This is a genomic window from Brevibacillus sp. JB24b (assembly GCF_051713385.1).
In the GTDB taxonomy this organism is placed as follows: Bacteria; Bacillota; Bacilli; order Brevibacillales; family Brevibacillaceae; genus Brevibacillus_B; species Brevibacillus_B laterosporus.
This window is the reverse complement of the sequence record NZ_JBNVQV010000001.1, coordinates 5,274,292-5,297,610: the sequence shown is the minus strand read 5'-3', so window position 1 is coordinate 5,297,610 and position 23,319 is coordinate 5,274,292. Positions and strand designations below refer to the sequence as shown.

At 40.0% G+C, this 23,319-nt stretch carries 24 protein-coding genes; 23 read left to right on the top strand and 1 reads right to left on the bottom strand.

The genetic code is table 11. The annotated features are described in order from the left end of the window. Positions 1 to 587 precede the first annotated feature (587 nt). The 12 genes from rpmH to ACQV1I_RS24680 all read left to right on the top strand — a co-directional run bounded on the left by rpmH (position 588) and on the right by ACQV1I_RS24680 (position 11,599). Positions 588 to 722, top strand: coding sequence for a 50S ribosomal protein L34 (gene rpmH, locus ACQV1I_RS24735; RefSeq protein ID WP_003333985.1), 135 nt, complete (start codon positions 588 to 590; stop codon positions 720 to 722). 186 nt (positions 723 to 908) lie between these two features. Beyond that, the gene (rnpA, locus tag ACQV1I_RS24730; RefSeq protein WP_018671239.1) at positions 909 to 1,277 is read left to right on the top strand and encodes a ribonuclease P protein component; all 369 of its coding nucleotides are present in this window, start codon (positions 909 to 911) and stop codon (positions 1,275 to 1,277) included. A 6-nt stretch (positions 1,278 to 1,283) separates the two neighbouring features. Further along, complete coding sequence (gene yidD / locus ACQV1I_RS24725) at positions 1,284 to 1,505, top strand: membrane protein insertion efficiency factor YidD (RefSeq protein WP_004432969.1); 222 nt, start codon at positions 1,284 to 1,286, stop codon at positions 1,503 to 1,505. Between the two features lie 34 nt (positions 1,506 to 1,539). After that, positions 1,540 to 2,307: a membrane protein insertase YidC gene (gene yidC, locus ACQV1I_RS24720; RefSeq protein WP_094700211.1), complete on the top strand. Its 768-nt coding sequence runs from the start codon at positions 1,540 to 1,542 to the stop codon at positions 2,305 to 2,307. Next, on the top strand, positions 2,304 to 2,945 hold the full coding sequence (jag, locus tag ACQV1I_RS24715) for an RNA-binding cell elongation regulator Jag/EloR (protein ID WP_018671237.1): 642 nt from the start codon (positions 2,304 to 2,306) through the stop codon (positions 2,943 to 2,945). The genes yidC and jag overlap by 4 nt, the downstream gene beginning before the upstream one ends. A gap of 151 nt (positions 2,946 to 3,096) precedes the next feature. After that, positions 3,097 to 4,473 (top strand): tRNA uridine-5-carboxymethylaminomethyl(34) synthesis GTPase MnmE, encoded by a 1,377-nt coding sequence (mnmE, locus tag ACQV1I_RS24710; protein WP_197261281.1) that lies wholly within the window; start codon positions 3,097 to 3,099, stop codon positions 4,471 to 4,473. 11 nt (positions 4,474 to 4,484) lie between these two features. After that, positions 4,485 to 6,386, top strand: coding sequence for a tRNA uridine-5-carboxymethylaminomethyl(34) synthesis enzyme MnmG (gene mnmG / locus ACQV1I_RS24705; protein ID WP_116333491.1), 1,902 nt, complete (start codon positions 4,485 to 4,487; stop codon positions 6,384 to 6,386). Positions 6,387 to 6,397: 11 nt separating this feature from the next. Beyond that, entirely contained in the window at positions 6,398 to 7,114 is a 717-nt protein-coding gene (rsmG, locus tag ACQV1I_RS24700; protein WP_116333492.1) for a 16S rRNA (guanine(527)-N(7))-methyltransferase RsmG, read from the top strand. Positions 7,115 to 7,791: 677 nt separating this feature from the next. Beyond that, positions 7,792 to 8,640 (top strand): nucleoid occlusion protein, encoded by an 849-nt coding sequence (gene noc / locus ACQV1I_RS24695; protein WP_094700205.1) that lies wholly within the window; start codon positions 7,792 to 7,794, stop codon positions 8,638 to 8,640. 184 nt (positions 8,641 to 8,824) lie between these two features. Further along, positions 8,825 to 9,583, top strand: a complete 759-nt coding sequence (locus ACQV1I_RS24690) for a ParA family protein (RefSeq protein ID WP_003344627.1) — start codon at positions 8,825 to 8,827, stop codon at positions 9,581 to 9,583. Further along, complete coding sequence (locus tag ACQV1I_RS24685; RefSeq protein WP_094700204.1) at positions 9,580 to 10,425, top strand: ParB/RepB/Spo0J family partition protein; 846 nt, start codon at positions 9,580 to 9,582, stop codon at positions 10,423 to 10,425. Before ACQV1I_RS24690 ends, ACQV1I_RS24685 begins: the two co-directional genes overlap by 4 nt. 13 nt (positions 10,426 to 10,438) lie before the next feature. After that, positions 10,439 to 11,599: an aminotransferase class V-fold PLP-dependent enzyme gene (locus ACQV1I_RS24680; RefSeq protein ID WP_094700203.1), complete on the top strand. Its 1,161-nt coding sequence runs from the start codon at positions 10,439 to 10,441 to the stop codon at positions 11,597 to 11,599. Positions 11,600 to 11,656: 57 nt separating this feature from the next. Here ACQV1I_RS24680 and yyaC read toward each other — a convergent pair whose 3' ends face one another. Further along, positions 11,657 to 12,283 (bottom strand): spore protease YyaC, encoded by a 627-nt coding sequence (gene yyaC, locus ACQV1I_RS24675; RefSeq protein ID WP_104067927.1) that lies wholly within the window; start codon positions 12,281 to 12,283, stop codon positions 11,657 to 11,659. Positions 12,284 to 12,491: 208 nt separating this feature from the next. Here yyaC and ACQV1I_RS24670 point away from each other — a divergent pair, with 208 nt between their 5' ends. The 11 genes from ACQV1I_RS24670 (at position 12,492) to ACQV1I_RS24620 (ending at position 23,316) form a co-directional block, all read left to right on the top strand. Next, the gene (locus tag ACQV1I_RS24670; RefSeq protein ID WP_094700201.1) at positions 12,492 to 12,743 is read left to right on the top strand and encodes a DUF3343 domain-containing protein; all 252 of its coding nucleotides are present in this window, start codon (positions 12,492 to 12,494) and stop codon (positions 12,741 to 12,743) included. A 21-nt stretch (positions 12,744 to 12,764) separates the two neighbouring features. Further along, positions 12,765 to 13,679: a mechanosensitive ion channel family protein gene (locus ACQV1I_RS24665; RefSeq protein WP_018671227.1), complete on the top strand. Its 915-nt coding sequence runs from the start codon at positions 12,765 to 12,767 to the stop codon at positions 13,677 to 13,679. A gap of 4 nt (positions 13,680 to 13,683) precedes the next feature. Further along, positions 13,684 to 13,905, top strand: a complete 222-nt coding sequence (locus tag ACQV1I_RS24660) for a DUF951 domain-containing protein (protein ID WP_094700199.1) — start codon at positions 13,684 to 13,686, stop codon at positions 13,903 to 13,905. Between the two features lie 341 nt (positions 13,906 to 14,246). Continuing rightward, positions 14,247 to 16,178, top strand: coding sequence for an oligoendopeptidase F (gene pepF / locus ACQV1I_RS24655; RefSeq protein WP_116333494.1), 1,932 nt, complete (start codon positions 14,247 to 14,249; stop codon positions 16,176 to 16,178). A 599-nt stretch (positions 16,179 to 16,777) separates the two neighbouring features. Beyond that, complete coding sequence (locus ACQV1I_RS24650; RefSeq protein WP_116333496.1) at positions 16,778 to 17,485, top strand: hypothetical protein; 708 nt, start codon at positions 16,778 to 16,780, stop codon at positions 17,483 to 17,485. A 519-nt stretch (positions 17,486 to 18,004) separates the two neighbouring features. Beyond that, positions 18,005 to 19,105 (top strand): redox-regulated ATPase YchF, encoded by a 1,101-nt coding sequence (gene ychF, locus ACQV1I_RS24645; RefSeq protein WP_094700194.1) that lies wholly within the window; start codon positions 18,005 to 18,007, stop codon positions 19,103 to 19,105. Positions 19,106 to 19,244: 139 nt separating this feature from the next. Continuing rightward, entirely contained in the window at positions 19,245 to 19,532 is a 288-nt protein-coding gene (gene rpsF / locus ACQV1I_RS24640; protein WP_018671214.1) for a 30S ribosomal protein S6, read from the top strand. Positions 19,533 to 19,556: 24 nt separating this feature from the next. Then, positions 19,557 to 20,024: a single-stranded DNA-binding protein gene (ssb, locus tag ACQV1I_RS24635; RefSeq protein WP_003334008.1), complete on the top strand. Its 468-nt coding sequence runs from the start codon at positions 19,557 to 19,559 to the stop codon at positions 20,022 to 20,024. A 52-nt stretch (positions 20,025 to 20,076) separates the two neighbouring features. Next, positions 20,077 to 20,307 (top strand): 30S ribosomal protein S18, encoded by a 231-nt coding sequence (gene rpsR / locus ACQV1I_RS24630; RefSeq protein ID WP_018671213.1) that lies wholly within the window; start codon positions 20,077 to 20,079, stop codon positions 20,305 to 20,307. A gap of 75 nt (positions 20,308 to 20,382) precedes the next feature. After that, complete coding sequence (locus ACQV1I_RS24625) at positions 20,383 to 21,363, top strand: YybS family protein (protein ID WP_094700193.1); 981 nt, start codon at positions 20,383 to 20,385, stop codon at positions 21,361 to 21,363. A gap of 15 nt (positions 21,364 to 21,378) precedes the next feature. Beyond that, on the top strand, positions 21,379 to 23,316 hold the full coding sequence (locus ACQV1I_RS24620) for a DHH family phosphoesterase (protein ID WP_116333497.1): 1,938 nt from the start codon (positions 21,379 to 21,381) through the stop codon (positions 23,314 to 23,316). Positions 23,317 to 23,319: the final 3 nt, after the last annotated feature.

Below are 23,319 nucleotides of genomic sequence, written 5' to 3'. Positions count from 1 at the left end.
CTAGTAAATCCCTCCTTTCAGCACTACACAGGCATTGTGGATAAATAAAAATGCTAAATCATATGTCATCACGGACTCCCGTACCTTTTGAGAAAAAAATAAGACAATTATCCGCATAGCTGTGAGTATCTTATTCACAATGCAGAATATCTGTCCACAACCTTATCCACATGCTGTGGAAAAGTAAAAATCTGATTTCACTTATCAACGGATCAAAACAAAAACATGATATCAAATAAAGGCCATGATATCAATGGTTTTTTAATAGTTATCCACAAACACAACAAATAGTGGCCTTAATATATCAACACCCCTATATTTTGTGTGCAACTTGTAGATAAATTTGTAGAAAACTTTTCTGTGGATAAAAAAGATATACACAGGCGCGGGAAATAATCTTTTGTGGATAGTTATTTATAGTAGAAAATAGACGTAGAAGAGAAAAAAGTTTAAATAGAGAGGAAGAAGTGATTCTATATAGGGGGATTAATTTGGCAAAAGAGATCAGGTGACCAGTAACTTGACTTTTTGATTATTTCTTTATATAATTCCAAAGAATGCTTGGAGGACGGAGGTGTAACTTCAATATGAGACCTACATTTAATCCTAACAACCGTAAACGCAAGAAAGATCACGGGTTCCGCAAACGTATGAGCACAAAAAATGGCCGTAAGGTTTTAGCTGCCCGTCGTCGTAAAGGTAGAAAGGTGCTTTCCGCTTAGGCCACATTTTAAAGTGGCCTTTTTCTATAGAGGTAAAAGAGTGTTTGCTTCTATAGAAAAAGGTGAGAGAATATATGTGAGGAGCCAGCCCCTGGCTGGCTTCTTCCTTTGTTTCTTGGTAATACTAGAAGCAGTGGAATGCGCCCTTTTTTTCCACTATAATGTTGATGGTAGGGGTGTCCACCAATGCATCGCTCGCATCGATTGCGAAAAAACGAAGAGTTTCAGACGGTTTTTCAAAAGGGAAAATCAGCTGCTAACAAACAATTTGTTATTTATACATTAGAAAATCAGGGACAAGCCACTTTTCGAATCGGGATCTCTGCCAGTAAAAAAATTGGCAACGCTGTCACACGTAATAAAGTAAAGCGACTGTTAAAAGAAGCGATTGCTGCGATTGAGGATCGAATTAAGCCTCATTTGGATATTATTGTAATTGTGAGACCAGGAGTAGAAGAGATGCCGCTTGCTTCCATACAAGGCTCTTTAATGCATGCTTTAAAAAGAGCAAAAGCAGTAAAGGCGGTTGACATACATAACGAAAAAAGAGGTTAGATGATAATGAAGAAATTTTTGATTGGATTTATCCGCTTTTATCAGAAATTTATTTCACCATTAAAACCTCCAACCTGTCGTTTTGCGCCTACGTGTTCCTTTTATGCGATTGAAGCCATACGCCGTTTTGGTGTATGGAAGGGTGGGTGGTTAGCTATTGTGCGAATTGCCAAATGTCATCCCTTTCATCCAGGAGGAATTGATCCAGTACCAGAGAAACATAAATAATATAACTTTCCTTAACTAAAGGAGGAACATGTCTTTGAGTAGTCGTATTCGCTATGTCCTTCTGCTTGGATTGCTAATGGTAATTCTAGCAGGATGTGGGACTGATATTGCACATCCTCCGCCAATTGGTCCTGAATCAACTGGAATCTGGGATAAATTCTTCGTTTATCCACTATCTTGGCTGATCAAGGAATCCGCACTACTACTTGGCGGCAGCTTTGGGCTTGGAATTTTGGTTGCAACGATTTTAATTCGTACTTTGACATTGCCACTTAACGTGAAGCAAATTAAATCTTCTAAGGCAATGCAAGTAATTCAACCGGAACTTCAAAAAATCCGAGATAAGTACAAGAACGATCCACAAAAAGTACAGCAAGAGACCATGTTAATATTCCAAAAAAATAATATTAACCCACTGGCAGGATGTTTACCATTATTGGTTCAAATGCCTATTCTTATTGCTTTTTATAATGCGATTATTCGCACGAGCGAAATCCGAGAACAATCATTTTTATGGATGCAGCTAGGGGAAAAGGACCCGTTCTATATCTTGCCTATTTTAGCTGCCCTGACAACATTCTTGCAACAAAAAATGATGGGTTCTGCTATGCAAAACAACCCTCAAATGCAAATGATGTTGTATATGATGCCGATCATGATCTTGGTAATTTCTATGACGTTACCTTCTGCCCTTGCTTTGTATTGGGTATACGGTAACATCTACATGATTATCCAAACGTATTTCTTATACAAAGATAACCGTACTACTCAGAAAAGTCCCAAGGGGGGAGCTTCCAAGTGAAAAAAGCGCTAGCTTCAGCCAAAACGATTGATGAAGCTGTTGAAAAGGCACTGCGAGAACTTGGAGTAACAAGAGACAGAGTAAATGTTCGCGTATTAGAAGAGCCAAGTAAAGGGTTTCTTGGTTTAATAGGTACTAGAGATGCAAAAGTAGAAGTGGAAGTACAGTATAATCCGATTGAAGAGGGACGTACATTTTTATCTGATGTGTTAAAGCAGATGAACCTTAATGTGAAAATCGATTCCCAAAAACAATCAGAAGGTACCGTTTTCCACATGATTGGTGAAGATTTAGGCATGGTGATTGGTCGACGTGGTCAGACATTGGATTCCTTGCAATATTTGGTCAACGTTGTAGCCAATAAACATGCAGAAAAACACGTTCGAATTATTTTAGATGCAGAAAATTATCGAGCAAAGCGCAGAGAGGCATTAGAAAAATTAGCGTATCGTCTTGCTCAAAAAGCGATTCATACCAAACGAAATGTACGTTTGGAACCGATGACAGCAGCAGAACGCAAAGTAATTCACGCCTTTTTGCAAACACGCACTGATGTTATTACGTTTAGTGAAGGTGAAGAACCGCATCGCTATATCGTGGTTGCACCGAAAACGAAGGAAAAAGAAGCCTCACGCTAGGCTTCTTTTTTTTGTGCGTTTTACCTGATTTGATTTTGACAATACTGTGGATAAGTCTCATTAGCAGGCGCTCTATTCATTGTGGAAAAAATGTGATATGCTAAGGCGTTAGGAAAAGAATGCCTACTTCATAGTTTTGAGGTGAAATATAGTGAATATGGATACGATTGCAGGTGTGGCCACGCCCATGGGGGAAGGTGGAATTGCAGTAATTCGCGTGAGTGGCGATGATGCACTTACGATTGTGGATAAAATCTACCGCGGTAAAAATAAGTTATCCACTGTGGATAGTCATACGATACATTATGGTGCGCTGGTAGATCCAGTGGCCAATGAGCAAGTAGAGGAAGTATTAGTTTCTGTCATGAGGGCACCACGTACTTTTACACGAGAGGATGTAGTGGAAATCAATTGCCATGGAGGTTTGATTTCTGTAGAAAAGGTCCTAGATTTGGTACTGGAGCATGGAGCAAGGTTGGCAGAACCGGGAGAATTTACGAAAAGAGCTTTTTTAAACGGCCGTATTGATTTGTCACAAGCTGAAGCAGTTATTGACCTAATTCGGGCCAAAACGGATAAAGCCTTAAAAGTAGCATTATCACAAGTAGAAGGAAAGCTGTCCAAGCTCATTAGGGGATTGCGTCAGGAGTTAATAGAAGCTATGGCTCATATCGAGGTAACTCTTGATTATCCTGAGCATGATGTAGAAGAGTTTACGCAGAATTTCCTGTTAGGTAAGTGTGAGGATGTAAAAACACAAGTTGCTCGCTTACTACAAACAGCTAAACAGGGTAAAATCTTGCGTGAGGGATTATCTACAGCGATCATCGGAAAGCCTAACGTGGGGAAATCGTCGTTATTAAATAGTTTTGTACAGGAAGATAAAGCCATTGTAACAGAAATTGCTGGGACGACTCGCGATGTTATCGAGGAATATGTGAATGTAAGAGGGGTTCCTCTTCGCCTGATTGATACAGCTGGTATTCGGGAGACAGATGACATTGTTGAAAAAATCGGTGTAGAAAAGTCTCGCCAAATTCTTCAACAAGTCGATTTAGTACTGCTTATGGTAAACTATAATGAGTTTTTAAACGATGATGATCTAGCTATTTTTAAGGCGGCTAAAGGCTTACAGGTAATCATTATTGTAAATAAAACCGATCTTTCACAAAAGCTGGAATTAGATAAAGTAAAAGAGGCTTTTCCTCATGCACCTTTGATTCTGACGTCCATCAAGGAAGAGAAGGGGATTGATCAGTTAGAGCAAGCTATCGCCCATCTATTCTTTACAGGTCGTGTACAACAGGAAGATATGACATATGTGAGTAACGCTCGCCATATTAATTTGCTACGTCAAGCGGAACAGGCGATGGAAGATGCTATAGATGGCATTCATCAACAAATGCCGGTAGATATGGTGCAAATAGATATTAAAAAGGCGTGGGAGTTATTAGGAGAAGTAATCGGAGAGAGTGTTGGTGAGGACTTAATTGATCAGATTTTCTCCCAATTCTGTCTCGGTAAATAGGAGGTAGAAACATGAGCACAACATACAACGGCGGGGAGTTTGACGTAATTGTTATCGGAGCAGGTCATGCAGGTTGTGAGTCTGCATTGGCAGCTGCTCGTATGGGATGTCAAACCCTGCTTATCACCATCAATCTAGACGCTGTAGCTTATATGCCTTGTAACCCATCAGTAGGTGGTCCGGCAAAAGGACACGTAGTTCGTGAAATTGATGCTTTGGGCGGCGAGATGGGTAAAAATACAGATAAAACGTACATCCAAATGCGGATGCTTAATACAGGAAAAGGCCCAGCTGTTCATGCGTTACGTGCACAGGCGGACAAGTTTGCCTATCAGCATGAAATGAAGAAAACGATTGAAAATACGCCAAATCTCATTTTGCGTCAAGCAATGGTTGAGGAGCTAATTGTAAATGATGGCGTGTGTGAAGGTGTTATAACGAACACTGGAGCACAGTATAAAGCGAAGGCAGTCGTCGTTACGACAGGAACGTATTTACGCGGAAAGATTATTATTGGTGACCTTCAGTATGAAAGTGGACCAAATAACATGCGTCCTTCCGTGCGTTTAGCCGAGCATTTAAAAGAATTGGGCTTTGAACTTGTTCGTTTTAAAACAGGAACACCGCCTCGTGTGCATAAAAGCAGCGTTGACTTCTCCAAGATGGAAATTCAGCCAGGTGATGAGGAGCCACGTGCATTTTCATACGAAACAACGGCTTCCATTCCTGATCAATTACCATGCTGGTTAACATATACGAATCTGGAAACTCATGAAGTGATTCAAGATAATCTACACCGTGCTCCGATGTATTCTGGTGCGATTGAAGGGACTGGACCACGTTATTGTCCATCTATTGAAGATAAAGTAGTACGTTTCAACGACAAACCACGTCATCAAATCTTCCTGGAGCCAGAAGGCCGCCATACAGAAGAGATGTACGTACAAGGCCTGTCAACAAGTCTGCCTGAAGATGTTCAGTTAAGCATGCTTCGTTCTATGGATGGTATGGAAGAGGTTAAAATGATGCGTCCAGGTTATGCCATTGAGTATGATTCCATCGTACCTACACAATTGTGGCCGTCTTTGGAAACAAAATTGATAGATGGTCTGTTTACAGCAGGGCAGATTAATGGTACATCAGGCTATGAAGAGGCAGCAGGACAAGGTTTAATGGCAGGGATTAATGCAGCGCGTAAGGTACAGGGAAAGCCTCCAGTAATCTTAGGTCGCGAAGAAGCTTATATGGGAGTTCTCATTGATGATCTAGTTACCAAAGGTACCAATGAACCTTATCGCTTGTTAACATCTCGTGCAGAATACCGTCTATTGCTTCGTCATGATAATGCAGATATGCGTTTAACTGACGTTGGTTACGAAATTGGTTTGATTAGTGAAGAACGCTACAGACATTTTCAACAAAAACGTGAGCTAGTGGCAAAGGAAAAGGAACGTTTACATTCAACTCGGATTCGTCCAGAAAATGAATTGGCACAGGAAGTAATTCGAGAGGCAGGAACACCTGAACTTACAGAGGTTATTGATCTTGCTCAATTATTACGTCGCCCAGAGATAACGTATGAGCATATCCACCGTATTTCTCCTGCGCCAGAAGAGTTAAATATAGATGTGCACGAGCAGGTAGAAATTCAAGTCAAATACGACGGATATATCCGTAAATCATTAGCTCAAGTAGAAAAAATGAAAAAAGTGGAGGAAAAGCTCATTCCGAAAAGTATCGACTATACAGTTATTTCCGGTATGTCGAAAGAAGCACGTGAAAAGCTACAAAAAATTCGTCCACTAAACATTGGTCAAGCATCACGTATTTCCGGTGTAACGCCAGCTGATATCTCTGTATTAATGATTTATATGGAGCAATTTCATCGCATGCTAAACCAAGCCGCTGAATAGAGGAGACTGGAATGAGCAAACAGGATTTTTCTGCACGCCTACAAGAAAAGGGGATTGTGCTTACTTCCGAACAATTGGATCAGTTCGATCAATATTATCGTTTATTGGTGGAATGGAACGAAAAAATGAATTTAACGGGCATTACAGAAGAGGATGAGGTATATAATAAGCACTTTTATGACTCCATTTCTTTAGCGTTCTATGTCCCGTTACAAGATATGAAAAAGATGGCCGATGTAGGGGGAGGAGCTGGTTTTCCAAGCATTCCGCTTAAAATTTGCTTTCCCCATTTACAGATGACCATCATTGATTCCTTGCAAAAACGTATGAACTTCCTAAGTCATGTTGGTACTGAACTAGGCTTAACGGATTTGTATCCTGTACATGGAAGAGCGGAAGAGATTGGGCAGGATAAAAAGTACCGTGAACAATTTGATATCGTATCAGCGAGAGCAGTAGCACGATTGAATTTATTAGCAGAGTTTTGTCTGCCTTTAGTTAAACCAAATGGATTGTTTGCCTCCATGAAGGGGCAAGATGTTACGCTTGAACTGAACGAGGCGAAGCGGGCTATTAAGTTACTTGGTGGTAAAACACATAAGGTGGAGAGTTTTGAGCTACCTGACGAAGCGGGAGAGAGAAATATAATCCTCATCAACAAAATAGAGACAACTCCCAAAACGTATCCCCGTCGTCCAGGCATTCCGGCTAAAAAACCATTACTATAGTAGCTAACTAAAGCATGTATATAACGGAGAAGTTGGTTCCCAAAAGGGGCTAACTTCTTTTTTGTATTTGAGTATATGAAGGATAAATCATTCTACTTTTCACATAAAAATAAAAGAAAACAGGAAAAGTTTTAGCTCAATTAGCCGTTATACAAAGAGAGATACTACATCCATATTTTGTTACTTCCTAACGTGAATCAGTTCCTGTGTCTGTAGGAGAGGGTGGAGAGGTACATGGATGCTATTATTCAAGAAATATTTCCACCTGAGCTATCTGGATGGAGAAGATGAAGTGGAAAAGAAGAGAAAATATTTGTATCAAAAGTAAAATGTATAAAGAGAAAAGGACGTATGGAAGAGAAATAGGACATCGTCATGTTTCACGTGAAACACAAAGATTATCTGTTTTGTTGGCAGGATTTAAGCTTATTATGAAGAATACTTTGAAGCATAGAGGTGCGGGTTCTACCTGTCATCGTCCTGTGCGAAATGTATAGTAACAAAAGCCTTAAGTCAGAGAAGAGATGTCCATGTTCTTCTCTCTTTGCTTGTAAAGCGATAAATCATGGATAAGTAGATATACCTAAGGCTCTATCATCGCTACATTTTGGCCAACATCAAAGAATTGGCCACCATGAGTTTTTCTAACAGTGTGTAAAGAAGTGGGGGATTTCAGAATGACAGTAAAAAATCAATTTTCACGTTTGTTTGGTCTCTCCGATAAAGCGGAAAACGAGGAGATTAAACAAATCCCAGTTGATGAGATTGTCCCCAATCCTTATCAGCCTAGAACTGTATTTGACGATGAAAAAATTGAAGAATTATGCCAAACAATTAAGACACATGGTATTATTCAACCAATCGTAGTTCGTGTTCGTAACAACCAGTTTGAGATCATTGCGGGAGAGCGTAGATGGCGTGCATCGAAGAAGCTCGGTATGGAACGGATATCCGCTATTGTAAAAGATTTTAATGATACACAGACAGCTTCTATTGCTTTAATTGAAAATTTACAACGTGAAGGCTTAACTGCCATTGAAGAGGCATATGCCTATCAAAAACTCATTGACCTTCATAATCTAACGCAGGAAAGCTTAGCCCAACGGTTAGGTAAAGGACAATCAACCATCGCTAATAAATTACGTCTTTTACACTTACCACAACAGATTCAAGAAGCTCTGATGGCAAGACGGATTACGGAGCGTCATGCACGTGCTTTGATACCGCTAAAGGATGCAGAGCTACAAATGAAGGTGTTAGAAGAGATTTCCCTGCGTGAGCTTAATGTGAAGCAAACAGAAACTAGAGTGAAACAATTGTTAGAAATGATGGAAAATCCTAAACCTGAGAAGGAAAAGCGGGGGAGATTTAAGGCCTTTTCACGTGATTCACGCATTGCCATCAATACCGTGCGTCAATCAATTGATATGGTTATTCAGACGGGGTTACCTGTGGAAACCAATGAAGAGGATTACGATGAATATTATCAATTTACGATTCGTATCCCTAAAAATCAAAAACCTTAGTCATAAAGCGGCATGGGCCGCCTTTCTTTTTCTGTATTACTATGTATATATGGAATACCAGCATCATCTAAAATGTGTACTTTATCAACAAAATCGTTCTTAAAAACAGCTAATTTTGCGCGAACAGCGTCAGGAATACGACAAGCTGCTCTCACAAGTAACATGTACAAATGAGGTGGAGATTTTGGGGAAAGTAATTGCAGTAGCCAATCAGAAAGGCGGCGTTGGTAAGACAACAACTGCTGTAAATCTAAGCGCTTGCTTGGCTAGTATAGGCAAAAAGGTTTTATTAGTGGATATCGATCCACAAGGTAATGCTACAAGTGGTGTTGGTATTAATAAGGCCGATGTGCGTTATTGCGTATACGATGTCCTAATTAATGATATCAGTCCGATTGAGACAACTCTGCCTACTGAGATTGAAGGGTTATCTATTATCCCTGCTACGATACAATTAGCAGGTGCAGAAATAGAGTTGGTACCTACCATTTCACGGGAAATTCGTTTAAAGAAGGCACTAGAGGTTGTTAAAGATAACTATGACTTTGTTATTATAGATTGCCCTCCGTCTTTGGGGATTCTTACAGTCAATTCACTGACAGCCTCTGATTCTGTGATCATTCCAATTCAATGTGAATATTATGCGCTAGAGGGGCTTAGTCAACTGTTAAATACGGTCCGATTAGTTCAAAAGCACTTAAATGCTAATCTAGCTATCGAAGGCGTATTGTTAACGATGCTAGATGCGCGTACGAATTTAGGCATTCAAGTGATTGACGAGGTAAAGAAATACTTCCAAGATAAAGTGTATCAAACAATAATTCCACGCAATGTGCGACTAAGTGAAGCACCATCGCATGGACAAGCAATTATCAGCTATGATCCACGTTCGAGAGGGGCCGAAGTTTATACTGAATTGGCTAAGGAAGTGGTCGGTATATGAGTAAACGCTTGGGAAAAGGGTTAGGCGCCTTAATCACCTCTAATTTGATTGAAGAGAGCGAGCAAGTTACAGACGTCGAAATCAGCGAGATCCGTCCCAATCCATACCAGCCTCGTAAAGAGTTTGAACCAACTGCTTTACAAGAACTAGGGGAATCTATCAAGATTCATGGCATTATTCAGCCTTTAATCGTCCGGAAAAGTATTAAAGGTTATGAGTTAGTGGCGGGAGAACGGCGTCTGCGTGCTGCTAAATTAGCAGGTGTAAAGAAAGTCCCTGTTGTGGTCAAAAGCTATACAGACCAACAGATTATGGAGCTTGCCCTCATTGAAAATCTGCAACGGGAAAATTTAAATCCGATGGAAGAAGCAGAAGCGTATTTTAAATTAATGGAGCATTGTTCCTATACCCAAGAGGAATTAGCACAAAAAGTAGGCAAAAGTCGTCCGCACGTAACAAACATCATGCGGTTGCTACAGTTGCCTGATAAAATAAAAGAACTAGTAGCTACGTCTTCCTTATCCATGGGACATGCGAGAGCGTTGATTCCTGTAGAAAATGCAGATTTACAATGGAAACTAGCTTGCGAAGTTATTAGGTATGAGTGGACAGTACGCCAATTGGAGGAAACGGTGAAACAGCTACATGTTTCACGTGAAACCAAAAAGAAAAAGCCTGTTACAAAGGAAAAGGTATACGTACAATGGGAGCAACGTCTACAGAATCGCTTTGGAACGGGTGTTCAAATCAATAAAACGAATAAAAAGGGAAAAATAGAAATAGAATTTTACTCCGATGACGATCTGCAACGTATTCTTGATATTTTGCAAATAGAAGAGTAAAGGGGATTTTCCTATGTCAGTGACTTATTTGGATAATGCCGCATCTTCTTGGCCGAAACCACCTCAGGTAAAAGACGTTATGATAGAAGTAATAGATGAATACGCAGCCAATCCTGGTCGTGGAGGACATGCACTTGCGATGAAGGCCAGCAAAGCGTTGTTTCGGACGCGTATACAACTTGCTAGGTTGTTTGGGATTGAGAACCCGAATAACCTCTTTTTTTACCAAAATGCGACTCAAGCGCTTAATCAGGCGATAAAAGGCTTCCTACAGCCAGGGGATCATGTGGTAACATCATCTATTGAGCATAATTCTGTACGCAGACCACTTGAATATTTGCGGGCGAAGCTTGGAATTGAAATTACATATATCAGGCCGCGTGAAGATCAGCTGTTTTATGCTGAGGATTTTGCCCAAGCATTTCGAAAAGAAACTAAACTGCTTGTGGTTAGCCATGCTTCCAATCTGACGGGCGTTATTTTACCAATTAAGGAGCTTGGTGAACTGTGTGATCTTCATCAGCTTACTTTCTTGGTGGATGCTTCTCAAACAGCAGGTGTCCTCCCAATAGATGTTACCAACATGAAGATTGATATGTTAGCTTTTCCTGGACATAAAGGTTTATATGGACCACAAGGAACGGGATGTCTATTTGCCACAGATGAGATAGAGCTGGAACCATTACTACATGGTGGAACTGGCAGCCAATCCGAGGCTATTGAACAGCCGACGACCAGACCAGATCGCTATGAAAGCGGAACAGCTAATACGGTTGGTATTGCGGGGCTTGGTGCTGGTGTATCGTTCGTATTAGAAACTGGGATTGAGCACATTCATCATCAGGAATGGTCGTTAACAAAAATGACCCTTGAGGAATTAATGAAGATAGACGGAGTAGAGGTATATGGACCTGACTTATCGATTGAACGGGTTGGTTTGGTTGCGTTTAATATAAAAGGGGCAGACGCTGCAGAGATTGCATTTATTTTAGACCAACAATACCAAATTGCTGTGAGGGCTGGTTATCATTGTACTCCACTTGGTCATGAGACAGCTGGTACCGAAAAAAGAGGCGCTGTGAGGGCGAGCTTTGGGGTATTTAACGACGAAAATGACGTAAGGCGACTGATTTCGGCAATCAAGGAAATTTCCGAGGCATTTTATGTCGGATAAAAGAGGATGAAGATGAAAAGGCAACCTGACTAGTGAGTGAGGTTGCCTTTTTTACTATCAACTACCGTCTCGTATATACGGTATATCCTGCCATGTATAATCGAGCTGAAGGGAAAACAATTGAGTTGTTGCTTTGTTAATAGCTGAGGCAATAATATCTGCCATGCTGACTACAATATGTAGTCGAGTGTTTTGTAAGACGAAATACTCCATAAAACCACCTACATTTACAATTCCAGTGATATGAAAGTGTCCAACTGCGGGTAATTCTTTTTTTACTCCAGCTCCCGGTTTCACTGGACCATCAACGACGTTAATACATCCTACATGTTGATATTGCCCTAGACAAGCATCAATAGCTACGATGAGTGCATTAGGATGCTTTTCTGTTATCAGCGTGATCTGATCTGCAAGATTAACGGCATGAACAGGTGATTCAAGTGTCCCGTACACGTGAATATCGTCAAGAAAATATGTTTGTAACCGGGAGCCAACCAAGGGACCTAAGGCATCGCCTGTAGAACGATCTGTTCCGATGCAAAGGATTACTAGATCCTGATGTGCTGATTTTTGAAGGAAACGTTCATAGAGATGCTCAGACAATTTTCTTGTAGCTGACTCATGCGTGTGGTCAACTCTAAAAGGAGGATAAGAAACATCCGGATTCTCTTCAAATCGTTTCATAGATACCCCCACGAAAATAAAAGTATTCCTAGTATATGGAGATTCAGGGTGTTTTATACCTAGGGGAAGGACTTGAGATTAGAAATTGATTAAAAACTGCAAGAGAAAGTAGATGAGAGTGTCATCTCCGGGTAAAATAGATAATGCTTTACTAATAAGCCGGTGAGTAAGTGTGATAGAGGTTGGAGGAAAAGGAGAGAGCACAAAGATGGAAGATACCGTCTTGATCGCTTTTGATTCAACACAGCAAGCGTTACGGGCAGAAATGTTATTAGAATATGAGGATATTGAAATTGATACCCGACCGACGCCTAAGGAAATTACGGCTGGATGTGCCCTATCTATTGAATTTCCACGAGAGTCATTTGAACGGGCTCTGGCTATCATCACTTCACAGCACGTAGTCATACGTGGTTTTTTCCGCTATGAAAATGGAACTTATGTAGAGATAGGTATGTAAAAAAGAAAGGGGCTGAGAGACTTGGAGGAAATACAACAAGACTTGACTGCTAACTTAACTGCATTTCAAAAGATGTGGAATCAGGTATATGGAGTAATATCAAACCCCGATTTCTGGGTGGATAAAGGCTTTGCTTTGCTGGGGATTATTCTCATTATTGTTTTGGCGCGGGTTTTAGTAACCATTATTGGGAAATCAGTTGATCGCATTTTTATTAATCGCGAAAAAAGTATGATTCAATTTGATAGACGTCGAGTAGATACGATGCGAATACTGGTTAAAAATGTTGCTAGATACACAATCTATTTCATTACGCTATTGGTTGTACTAAGACAGGTAGGATTAGATTTGCAACCGGTATTGGTTAGTGCGGGTGTACTAAGTCTTGCTGTCGGATTTGGAGCTCAGAGCTTAGTAAAAGATGTAATAACAGGGTTTTTCATTATCTTTGAAGATCAATTTGCTGTAGGAGATATGGTAACGATCAATGGAATAACAGGAACGGTTATGGTTATTGGTTTACGTATCACAAAAATTAAAAGCTGGACGGGAGAAGTACATATCTTCCCAAATGGTACGATTAATCAAGTGACTAATTTCTCGATTCAGAATTCAGTTGCTTTTGTTGATGTTTCTGTCGCTTATGAGGAAGATTTAACACATGTAGAAGCGATATTAAAGGAAATTATAGATAAAATGGGGAAAGAAGAAGAGGATATTGTAAATCAACCGCAGGTATTGGGTGTTCAAGCGTTGGGACCGTCAGAGGTCATTATTCGTGTGACAGCGGAGTGTAAGCCTAATACGCATTTTGGAATTATGCGTAAGATGAGAGCACGAATTAAACAAGAATTTGTTCATAGAGGTATTGAAATCCCATACCCTAAAACTGTTATGATGGGTAGAGATAATAAAGTGATAAATCCAGGTGGGTGAATTCATGGAAAGAAAGCATTTTGATCTGGGTGATATCGTCCAGATGAAAAAACAGCATCCATGCGGCACGAATGCATGGAAGATTATTCGTATGGGGATGGATATTCGAATTAAATGTACGGGATGTGATCACAGTGTGATGATTCCGCGACTGGAATTTGAAAAGAAAATGAAAAAAGTATTGGTGCCAGCAGCGCCAAAAGAGTCCTCAGAAGAACAACTATAAACAATATGCTTGATACAAAAAAGGATGCCTCGGGTATGGGGGCATCTTTTTTGTATAGAAAAAACCTTTCCACAAAAATAAATAAAAAAATGTGGATAACCCAAAAAGTGAAAACCCATGTATAGCAAGGCTTTCACTTGTGTATAACTTTTTTCAAAAAAACTATCCACAGAGATATCCACAGGTTTATCCAGGATAGAATTGAATAATTTTGTGACAATTTATCACAATAAAAGAGATGAACACTATCCAGTGAGATTTCCTACATAAAAAATAACTAATCTAATATGTATAGAAATAAATATGGAAGTGTTACGTTATTTAGAAAGGAGCAAGTTGCTATGATTTCTCTCAAAGGAAAGAACCTGGTATGCGCATTTGTTGCATGCACGTTTTTTATCCACAGCAGTTTTGTGTCTGTTTCCTTTGCCTATCCACAAGTGGGTAACAAAGAGACACAACGAACATCATACCAAAATCGCAAAGAAATTCCAACCATTTTTACATGGAATCTATCAGATATTTATCCAAATGTTACAGCGTGGGAAAAAGATAAGCAGGAAGTAAAGCGATTAGCCGATGCCTTTACGACACAACAAGGGAAATGGGTGAATTCAGCAAAGGCACTTGCTCAAGGAATGGAAGCATATAGTCAATTAATGCGTTTACTCGATAAGGTGAATGTGTATGCCACACTCAATTTTGATATACAGACGGCTAACCCAAGTGCTCAGGCCATTGTCAACCAAGCTGAAAAAATCCGAGTATATGTCAAGGAAAGAACCGCATGGGTAGGACCAGAGCTTGTTTCTATTCCCGATGAAAAGATGAAACAGTTTTTACAGGCACAAGAACTAATCCCTTACAAACCATTTATTCAAGAAACGATACGCGTAAAACAGCACATGCTTCCGAGAGAACAGGAACAGTTGTTGGCTTCCTTTTCTTCATTGGGGGAAACGCCAGAAAACATTTATAAGATGATGTCCAAAGACATTCCACTGCCTCTCATAAAAGATGAAACTGGTAAGATGGTGCCTTTAACTAGAACAAACTATGCTACTTATTTGGAAAGCAAGGATCGGCAGGTTAGAAAAGCCGCATACCAAGCGATGTATCGGACACTAGAAAATTATCAGGATACCTTAGCCCAGACGATAGCAGGACAAATTAAAGCAAATAACCTATATGCATCAAGTAGAAAGTATAAGAATGCTATGGAAGCTAGCCTTACCCCGAATCAGGTGCCTGTAGAGGTATATGATCAACTAATTTCCACTGTAAATAAGAATCTGCCACTATTGGAGCGCTATCTCAAGCTACGTAAAGAGATTCTTTCATTACCAGAGCTTCATATGTATGACTTATATGTACCTCTTATTGATCAAAAAACCGAATATATCCCCTATGAGCAAGCAAAAGAGCTGGTTGTAAACGGGCTTACACCACTTGGTGAGGAGTATGTATCTGTGATTAAAAGGGCATTTGATAATCGCTGGATAGATGTATATTCTACACCCGATAAAAGAACGGGTGCTTACCAATGGGGTGCCTATGATACCCATCCCTATGTATTGTTAAATTATCAAGGTTTAAAGGGAGATGTCTCAACTATTGCCCATGAATTGGGGCATGCTATGCAATCTTATTACACAAACAAGGCGCAACCTTATATCACATCGGGTTACCCGATCTTCACTGCTGAGGTTGCTTCCACTATGAATGAAAATCTATTATTTACGAGCCAATATAAAAAAGCCAAGACAAACCAAGAGAAAATGGCATTGCTCGTACAAAACTTAGAAAATTTCCGTACAACCTTATTCCGTCAAACTCAATTTGCTGAATTTGAGAAAGCTATGTATGAAGCCGACCAACGCGGTGAGGCACTGCAAGCGGATACCCTTAAAAAAATGTATCTGGATATCAATAAAAAATATTATGGCAAGCAGGTAGTTATGGATCAAGAGATTGCCATGGAGTGGGCCCGCGTACCTCATTTTTTTTACAATTTTTATGTCTATCAATATGCTACAAGCTTTGCGGCATCTGTAGCTCTAGCCAAACAAGTAGAAGAGGGTGGAAAACCAGAAGCAGAACGTTATATCAAGACGTTACTTTCGTTAGGGAGCTCTAAGCCTCCTCTCAGCGTTTTGAAGGAGGCGGGAGTAGATATGACTACCGCTAAGCCAATAGAGGATGCGATGAAGGTATATAAGGAGAGACTTGATGAATTGGAAAGATTGTTGAAGGAATCGGAGAAGAAAACCTAGGTAAACTGGGTTTTCTTTTTTTGCATCGCTTTGGTTGAGTTTCCATACTATTTTAGCAACTCCTGACGTATTCAATAAAATGTGAACAAGATATAGACTTTTATTCGAATTTAATAGATTGCGTTGCGATTATTGACTCTTTAATAAAAAAACTAAGACCATCAACGATATCGTTACGCGATCTTAGTTATGAAAAGTATACGTAGAACTTGTAGCTCTAGGGTATTTTTTTCTTTTAGCAATCTGCATGTGTGGATAATTTTACTTTGGCTCCTTTTTACTAAAGTAGGAAAGTAAAATTATTACGATGCTTATGGCCACTTCAATGTAGAAAAGTGAATAGAAAGAATCTAAAGGATGGGTTGAGTAAGTATGAGTGAATTTGTATTCTTCCAATGCGAACCATTCGCCCCAGACCATAGCCAGAAATAACTGAAAGAACGCTCCAAAAAGAAAAGCAACACCTATTTTGAACATAAAATCTGAATCCCTCCTACATACGGAATATATTTAAAATACTACAAATGATATGGAATATCCAATAATTGTATGCTACTATAAAAATGTTTAAATTTTACAAAAATGGAGGAATAAGTATTGTGAAAAAGCTAATAGGTTTATCCTTAGTGGCTGCACTATCAATTGGAATTACAATTCCTTGGGTAGATAATATTGTTGAAGCAAATGATTTACCTGTATCATTGAGCGACAGTAGCATTACACCCGATAAGATTGAATACATCACAAGCGAAAACGGACAAACTGTGCCAGTTATTTATATCGACGATCCCGAAAAGGCTCAAAAATTTATGGAACAAAATGGGTTTACACAAGAATCTGTTGTTAAGGAACAAAATACTAGCGACGACAAAAAGGGGAAAGATATCCAACCAATGCTTTTGGATACATACGAGTTTGTGGATTACGTGGGCACTATAAAATACGATTACATGGTTGACTATACAGAAAATAGATCGAAAAAAGATTTTAAATGGGTGCGTACAGTAGAGAGAGAATCATTCTCCGAAACATCGATAAATGTGGGCGGGGGATTTGAAAAGGTTTTTAATGCTGAAGTGGGTAAAAAATGGATCACTAAGACCAACTATAAAGATACATTCACTTTGGATATTCCTCCGAACAAGCAAGGAGAAATCTGGACTTGGAACAATGCCAGAGTGTATAAATTTAAAGAAATAGGAGTGACACGGACAGACTATTTCACTGCAACATTAGCAACCGATAATTTCGGAAATAGTATCGTGATATCAAAATTTAGAAACCCGCATGGCAATATTCCTAGATAGTTAGAATAAAAAAGCGCACCTCAAGGGTGCGTTTTTTATGTTGCAATCTTAATAGTTTAGAGAGAGTTTCCTTGAAAACGCTTTTTTTTATTTCTAGTAAACCACTTGGATTTTTTTGATTAACTGTTATAAATTTCTTAATACAATAGTTCGGTGCTCCTCATTGGTGGTCGGCTCATCCCCAAAAGGAAGGGGGTGAGCGCATGGTAATTACTCACGAAACACTTTCTTTAATGATCCAGTTTGGCATTACGCTTGTGTATGAACTAAGGAGCATAACTTAGAGCGTAAAAAAAGAAATGGAAAAGGTGTGCCATTACTGCTGTACATTTTTAAAGAAACTCTATTAAAAAAGACGACTTTTATAAGTTAGTAAAGGAATATGAACAAACAATTTAAGTTCTTATTGTGGGAACTCTTTCTATTAAAGATTGGAAGCGGTTATGATTGTATTATAACCAGTAAGTCTTTATACTAGAGAGCATGTTCTATTTCGGAAAATAAGGAGTGTATATATATATGGGTTCGAGCGTTGGAATTGTAGGTCTTCCTAATGTTGGTAAATCTACCTTATTTAATGCGATTACACAAGCGGGTGCTGAATCTGCAAACTATCCTTTCTGTACCATTGATCCTAACGTTGGTATCGTTGAAGTACCTGATCCACGTTTAAACAAATTAACAGAGATCGTTGTTCCAAACAAAGTTGTACCTACCGCTTTTGAATTCGTGGATATTGCTGGTTTGGTTAAAGGAGCGAGCAAAGGGGAAGGGTTGGGGAACCAATTTTTGGCCCATATTCGTGAAGTAGATGCGATTGCACAGGTGGTACGTTGTTTTGAAGATCAGAACATTGTACACGTTGCAGGTAAGGTAGATCCACTAAGCGATATTGAAACCATTAATTTGGAATTGGTATTTGCTGACTTAGATTCTGTTACTCGCCGGATTGACCGTATGGGGCGTAAAGCGAAGTCAGGGGATAAAGAGGCAAAAGTAGAGCTTGAGGTATTAGAAAAATTAAAAGCCGCTTTTGAAGAAGGTCAAGCAGCACGTGGCGTTGAGCTAACAGAAGATGAGCTTAAAATCATTCGTGACCTGCACCTGTTGACAATTAAACCAATGCTGTATGTTTGTAATGTAGCGGAAGACGGCATTCATACTGCTGAAGAGAATCCACATGTACAAGCAGTTCGCAAGCATGCTGAAGCTGAAGGTGCTGAAGTAGTCATTATCAGTGCTAAAGTAGAATCTGAAATTGCTGAATTGGAAGGCGAAGACAAGGAAATGTTCCTAGAAGAGCTAGGCCTGCAAGAATCAGGTCTTGATCGCTTGATCCGCGCTGCTTATTCCTTGCTTGGTTTGATTACGTATTTCACCGCTGGGGTTCAAGAGGTACGCGCATGGACGATTCGTCAAGAAACTAAGGCTCCTCAAGCTGCTGGTGTTATTCATACAGACTTTGAGCGTGGATTTATTCGTGCTGAAGTAGTGGCTTATAATGATTTAGTAGAGGCGGGCAATGTGAATGCTGCTCGTGAAAAAGGGAAATATCGCTTGGAAGGTAAAGAATACGTGGTAAAAGATGGCGACGTTATTCATTTCCGTTTCAACGTGTAATCTCTTGATTTGTCCCTAATGGTTTGTTATAATGCTTAAATGCGAGTATGGAAATGGGTGCCTCTAGTAGGTTTCATTAGCACTCGCTCCTTGTCCTTTTTTTAAAAGGGCCGCTAGTCCAAAAGGAGGTGAAGAAGGTATGCGTCAATATGAAGTAATGTACGTATTGCGTCCAGACCTTGAAGAAGAGAAAGTGAAAGCGAATGTAGCTCGTTATAGCGAAGTCGTGACTAACAATGGTGGAGAAATCACCAAGCTTCAAGAAATGGGTAAGCGTCGTCTTGCTTATGAAATCCAAAAGTTCAAGGATGGTTTCTACGTTTTGATGAACTTTAAAGCTAACGCTGAAGTTGTTACTGAAACTGAGCGTTTGATGAAAATTAACGACGACGTTATTCGTTTCCTTTTCGTAAGAGAAGATCAGTAATCGTTGTCGCGGGGAGGGAGTCTTATGCTAAATCGTGTTATTTTAATTGGAAACTTAACAAAGGACCCTGAATTGCGTTATACGCCCAATGGCGTTGCGGTAACGACCTTTACCTTAGCGATAAATCGTCCTTATTCTGGAGCCGGTGGCGAAAAGGAAACGGACTTTATCAATATTGTAGCATGGCGTCAATTGGCCGATCTTTGTGCAAACTATCTCCGTAAAGGTAGAAAAGCTGCCGTAGAAGGTCGTTTACAAACCAGAAGCTATGATAATAAAGAGGGTAAAAGAGTGTACGTAACAGAAGTTGTTGCAGATAACGTGCAGTTCCTAAGCTCACGTGAAGCGAGTGAAGGAAACACCGGCTATGACCCTGGTCCAAGCTATGGTGGTACACGTCCGGCTTCCAAAGGTAATAACGATTCATTTAATGACCCCTTCGCCGATTCTGGAAAGCCGATTAACATCTCAGATGATGATTTGCCTTTCTAGTTAAGTTCTAGATCGTATGTAAACTATCATAACTTGAAAAGGAGGGACTCTCATGGCACGTAAAGGACGTCCTAATAAACGCCGTAAAGTTTGCTACTTTACTGTTAATAAGATTAAAAAGATCGATTATAAAGACACTGATCTTCTTAAGAAGTTCATCAGTGAGCGTGGTAAAATCTTACCTCGTCGTGTAACTGGTACTTCTGCTAAATACCAACGTAGATTGACAATCGCTATTAAACGCGCTCGTCAAGTAGCGTTGCTGCCATATACGGCTGAATAGAATCAATAAAGTCAAAGGGGGGCACAGAGCGTGGCCCCTCTTTTTCCATATTTATAAGAGGGGAGTCGCTCCTTTTTGCCTAATCGAACAAAACAACTAGCAGAAAGTGCTTTGTTACTGGGAATTGCAGGCGTATTTCTCTTTTTAGGCCTGGCAACTCCTCTATCTGGCGTATTCTCTTTCTTGTTGCCTATTCCGTTCATTATTTTAGCGATGAGACGTACAGGTAAACAAATGATTATCGTATCGATAGCATTTGCTGTGCTTGGACTGATCATTAGCTCGATTGTTGGTATTATTTTTGCACTATCTTCCGTACTGTTGGGCTGGGCGATGGGCTATGCGTACAAGAATACCAATCGAGCATTTCCAGGTATTTTTGCAGGTTCTATTGTTAAAGCGCTGTCTTATGTATTTTTAGTGTATGTCTCATCGAAGCTTATAGGTATTGATATTGTTCAGCAGTTTCATCAAGGTAAAGAGATGGTATTAAATAATCAGCAGCTTTTAGAGCTAAGACCTCCAGAGTATACCGTAGAGGCATGGAAAAAATTGATAACGGATATATTTGAGATGATGACTATCCTGTTGCCGTTTATCATTATGTTTGGTAGCTTTGTATCTACCACGATTATTCATTGGATTGCACGACTGATTTGTAAAAGACTGTCCATTAAAATTCCAGCTTTGCCACCTATACGAGAATGGCAGTTACCGAGATCACTTCTCTTTTTTTATGTGGTAACGTTGCTGTTCATGCTCTTCAATAGAAATACAATGGGTCAAACGACGAGTGGTTCTTTGTTATTTAACTTATTTTATGCTCTACAATGCCTCTTTTTCATTCAGGGGTTAGGGTTTGTAGCATTCGTTGTTGATAAATATAAGAGCAAATGGCGCTTTCCATATGTCTTTGCTGGAGTATTTATTTTTCTCATCCTAGCTACTATACTTACTATAGGCGGGGTAGTATTATTGTTAGCTACCGTATTAGGATTCGTGGGATTGCTTGATTTGGGCATACGATTACGTACAAGACTTGAGAGTAGAAAGTGAAGAGGAGCTGAGTAAATGCCCAAGTTCCTGTTTAAACGTTGGTATGGCTTACATATGGTTTTAGCTTTAAGTTTTAGCTTAGTGCTTGTCGCCATCTTGACGTTATATCACTGGATATATGGCGCGATAGGGATAGTGTGCATTATCGGTCTCATATTAGCCACGCTTCAAATTGAAAAGAGATTTCAGCAAGACTTAAAAATGTATATTGCCACTATTAATCATCGAGTTAAGAAGGCAAGCGAGGGCGTATTACAGGAAATGCCCATTGGGATACTGCTGTTTAATGAGGACCAGGAAGTTGAGTGGACGAATCCTTATATGCAACAAATGACCAATATGGATAATTTGATCGGAAAAGAATTAGCTGAAGTATTTCCTGCGCTTGAATGGAAAGCAGAACAGAAGAAACTGGATTTTACCTTTGGTGAGCGAATTTATGAGGTATTAATTCGCCCTGAAGAACGTTTGCTGTATTTTACTGATGTAACTGAATATAAAGAGCTAGCTATTCGGTATCAGCAAGAAAAAATTATTGTGGGTATCATTCATTTAGATAATCTTGATGAGCTGGGGCAGGTAATGGACGACCAAAGCCGTACATTGCTTACGACCAGTGTATCTGGTGTGATACTCGAATGGGCGCAGAAGCATGGGATTTTACTTCGTCGCATGAGTTCTGATAAGTTTTTAGCGGTTATGGATCGCGCTACCTTAGATCGGTTAGAGGAAACACGTTTTGATATCCTGGATGTCGTACGCGAAATGACAGCAGACAACAAGATTCCTATTACGTTATCCATTGGGGTAGGTGCAGCAATGCCAAGCCTAGTGGAAGTGGGCAAGAATGCTCAGTCCAGTCTGGATATTGCTCTTGGACGCGGTGGTGACCAAGCAGCCGTGAAAGTTGGAAACAAATTAACCTTCTATGGTGGTAAGTCGAATGCCGTTGAAAAACGGACGCGTGTTCGTGCGCGGGTTATTGCCCATGCGCTACGTGATTTAATCCACGAAGCTGAGCAAGTTATTGTCATGGGACATAAAAATGCCGATATGGATTCTATCGGTGCTTGTCTTGGTGTGATAAAAACCGTACAAATACACAATAAACCAGGTTTTATCGTGTTAGACGAGGTTAATCCAGCGATTGAACGACTTATGAAGGAAGTGAATCAATCCCCGCTAGCGGAAGCATTCATTTCACCAGATCAAGCCCTACAGATTGTTTCTTCAAGAACTTTATTAGTGATTGTAGATACACATCGTCCGTCACTTGTGATTGAATCCCGTCTGTTGCAAGAAACCAGTCGCATTGTGGTGATTGATCACCATCGCCGTTCTGAGGAGTTTATTAATGATCCAGTTCTGTTGTATTTAGAGCCATACGCTTCCTCTACAGCTGAGCTAGTCACTGAGCTTCTACAGTACCAGAATGATCGTGTCAGCCTAGATAGCGTGACTGCTACGGGACTATTAGCAGGGATTGTAGTAGATACCAAAAGCTTTGCATTCCGTACAGGTTCACGTACCTTTGAGGCAGCCTCTTTCTTGCGGAGGAATGGAGCCGATACAGCAATGGTGCAACGTTTCTTAAAAGAGGATATCCAGCAGTTTGTCAAACGTGCACGCGTAGTTATGAATACAGAGGTGTATCGTGACAAGATGGCAATTGCAGTGGGTGACCCTAAGGAAACCTACTCTCAGGTGCAGGTAGCACAAGCAGCAGAGGCCCTATTAACACTTGAAGGAGTGCAGGCTTCGTTTGTCATTGCTATGCGAGCTGATGAAGTAGTCTTAATTAGTGCCCGTTCCTTAGGTGATATAAATGTACAGTCAATCATGGAAAAAATGGGTGGAGGCGGTCATTTAAATGGAGCTGCTACTCAGATGAAAGATATTGCCATTCCTGATGCTGTACGATTGTTAAAAGATGTTATAGATACAGAATTGTAAAGG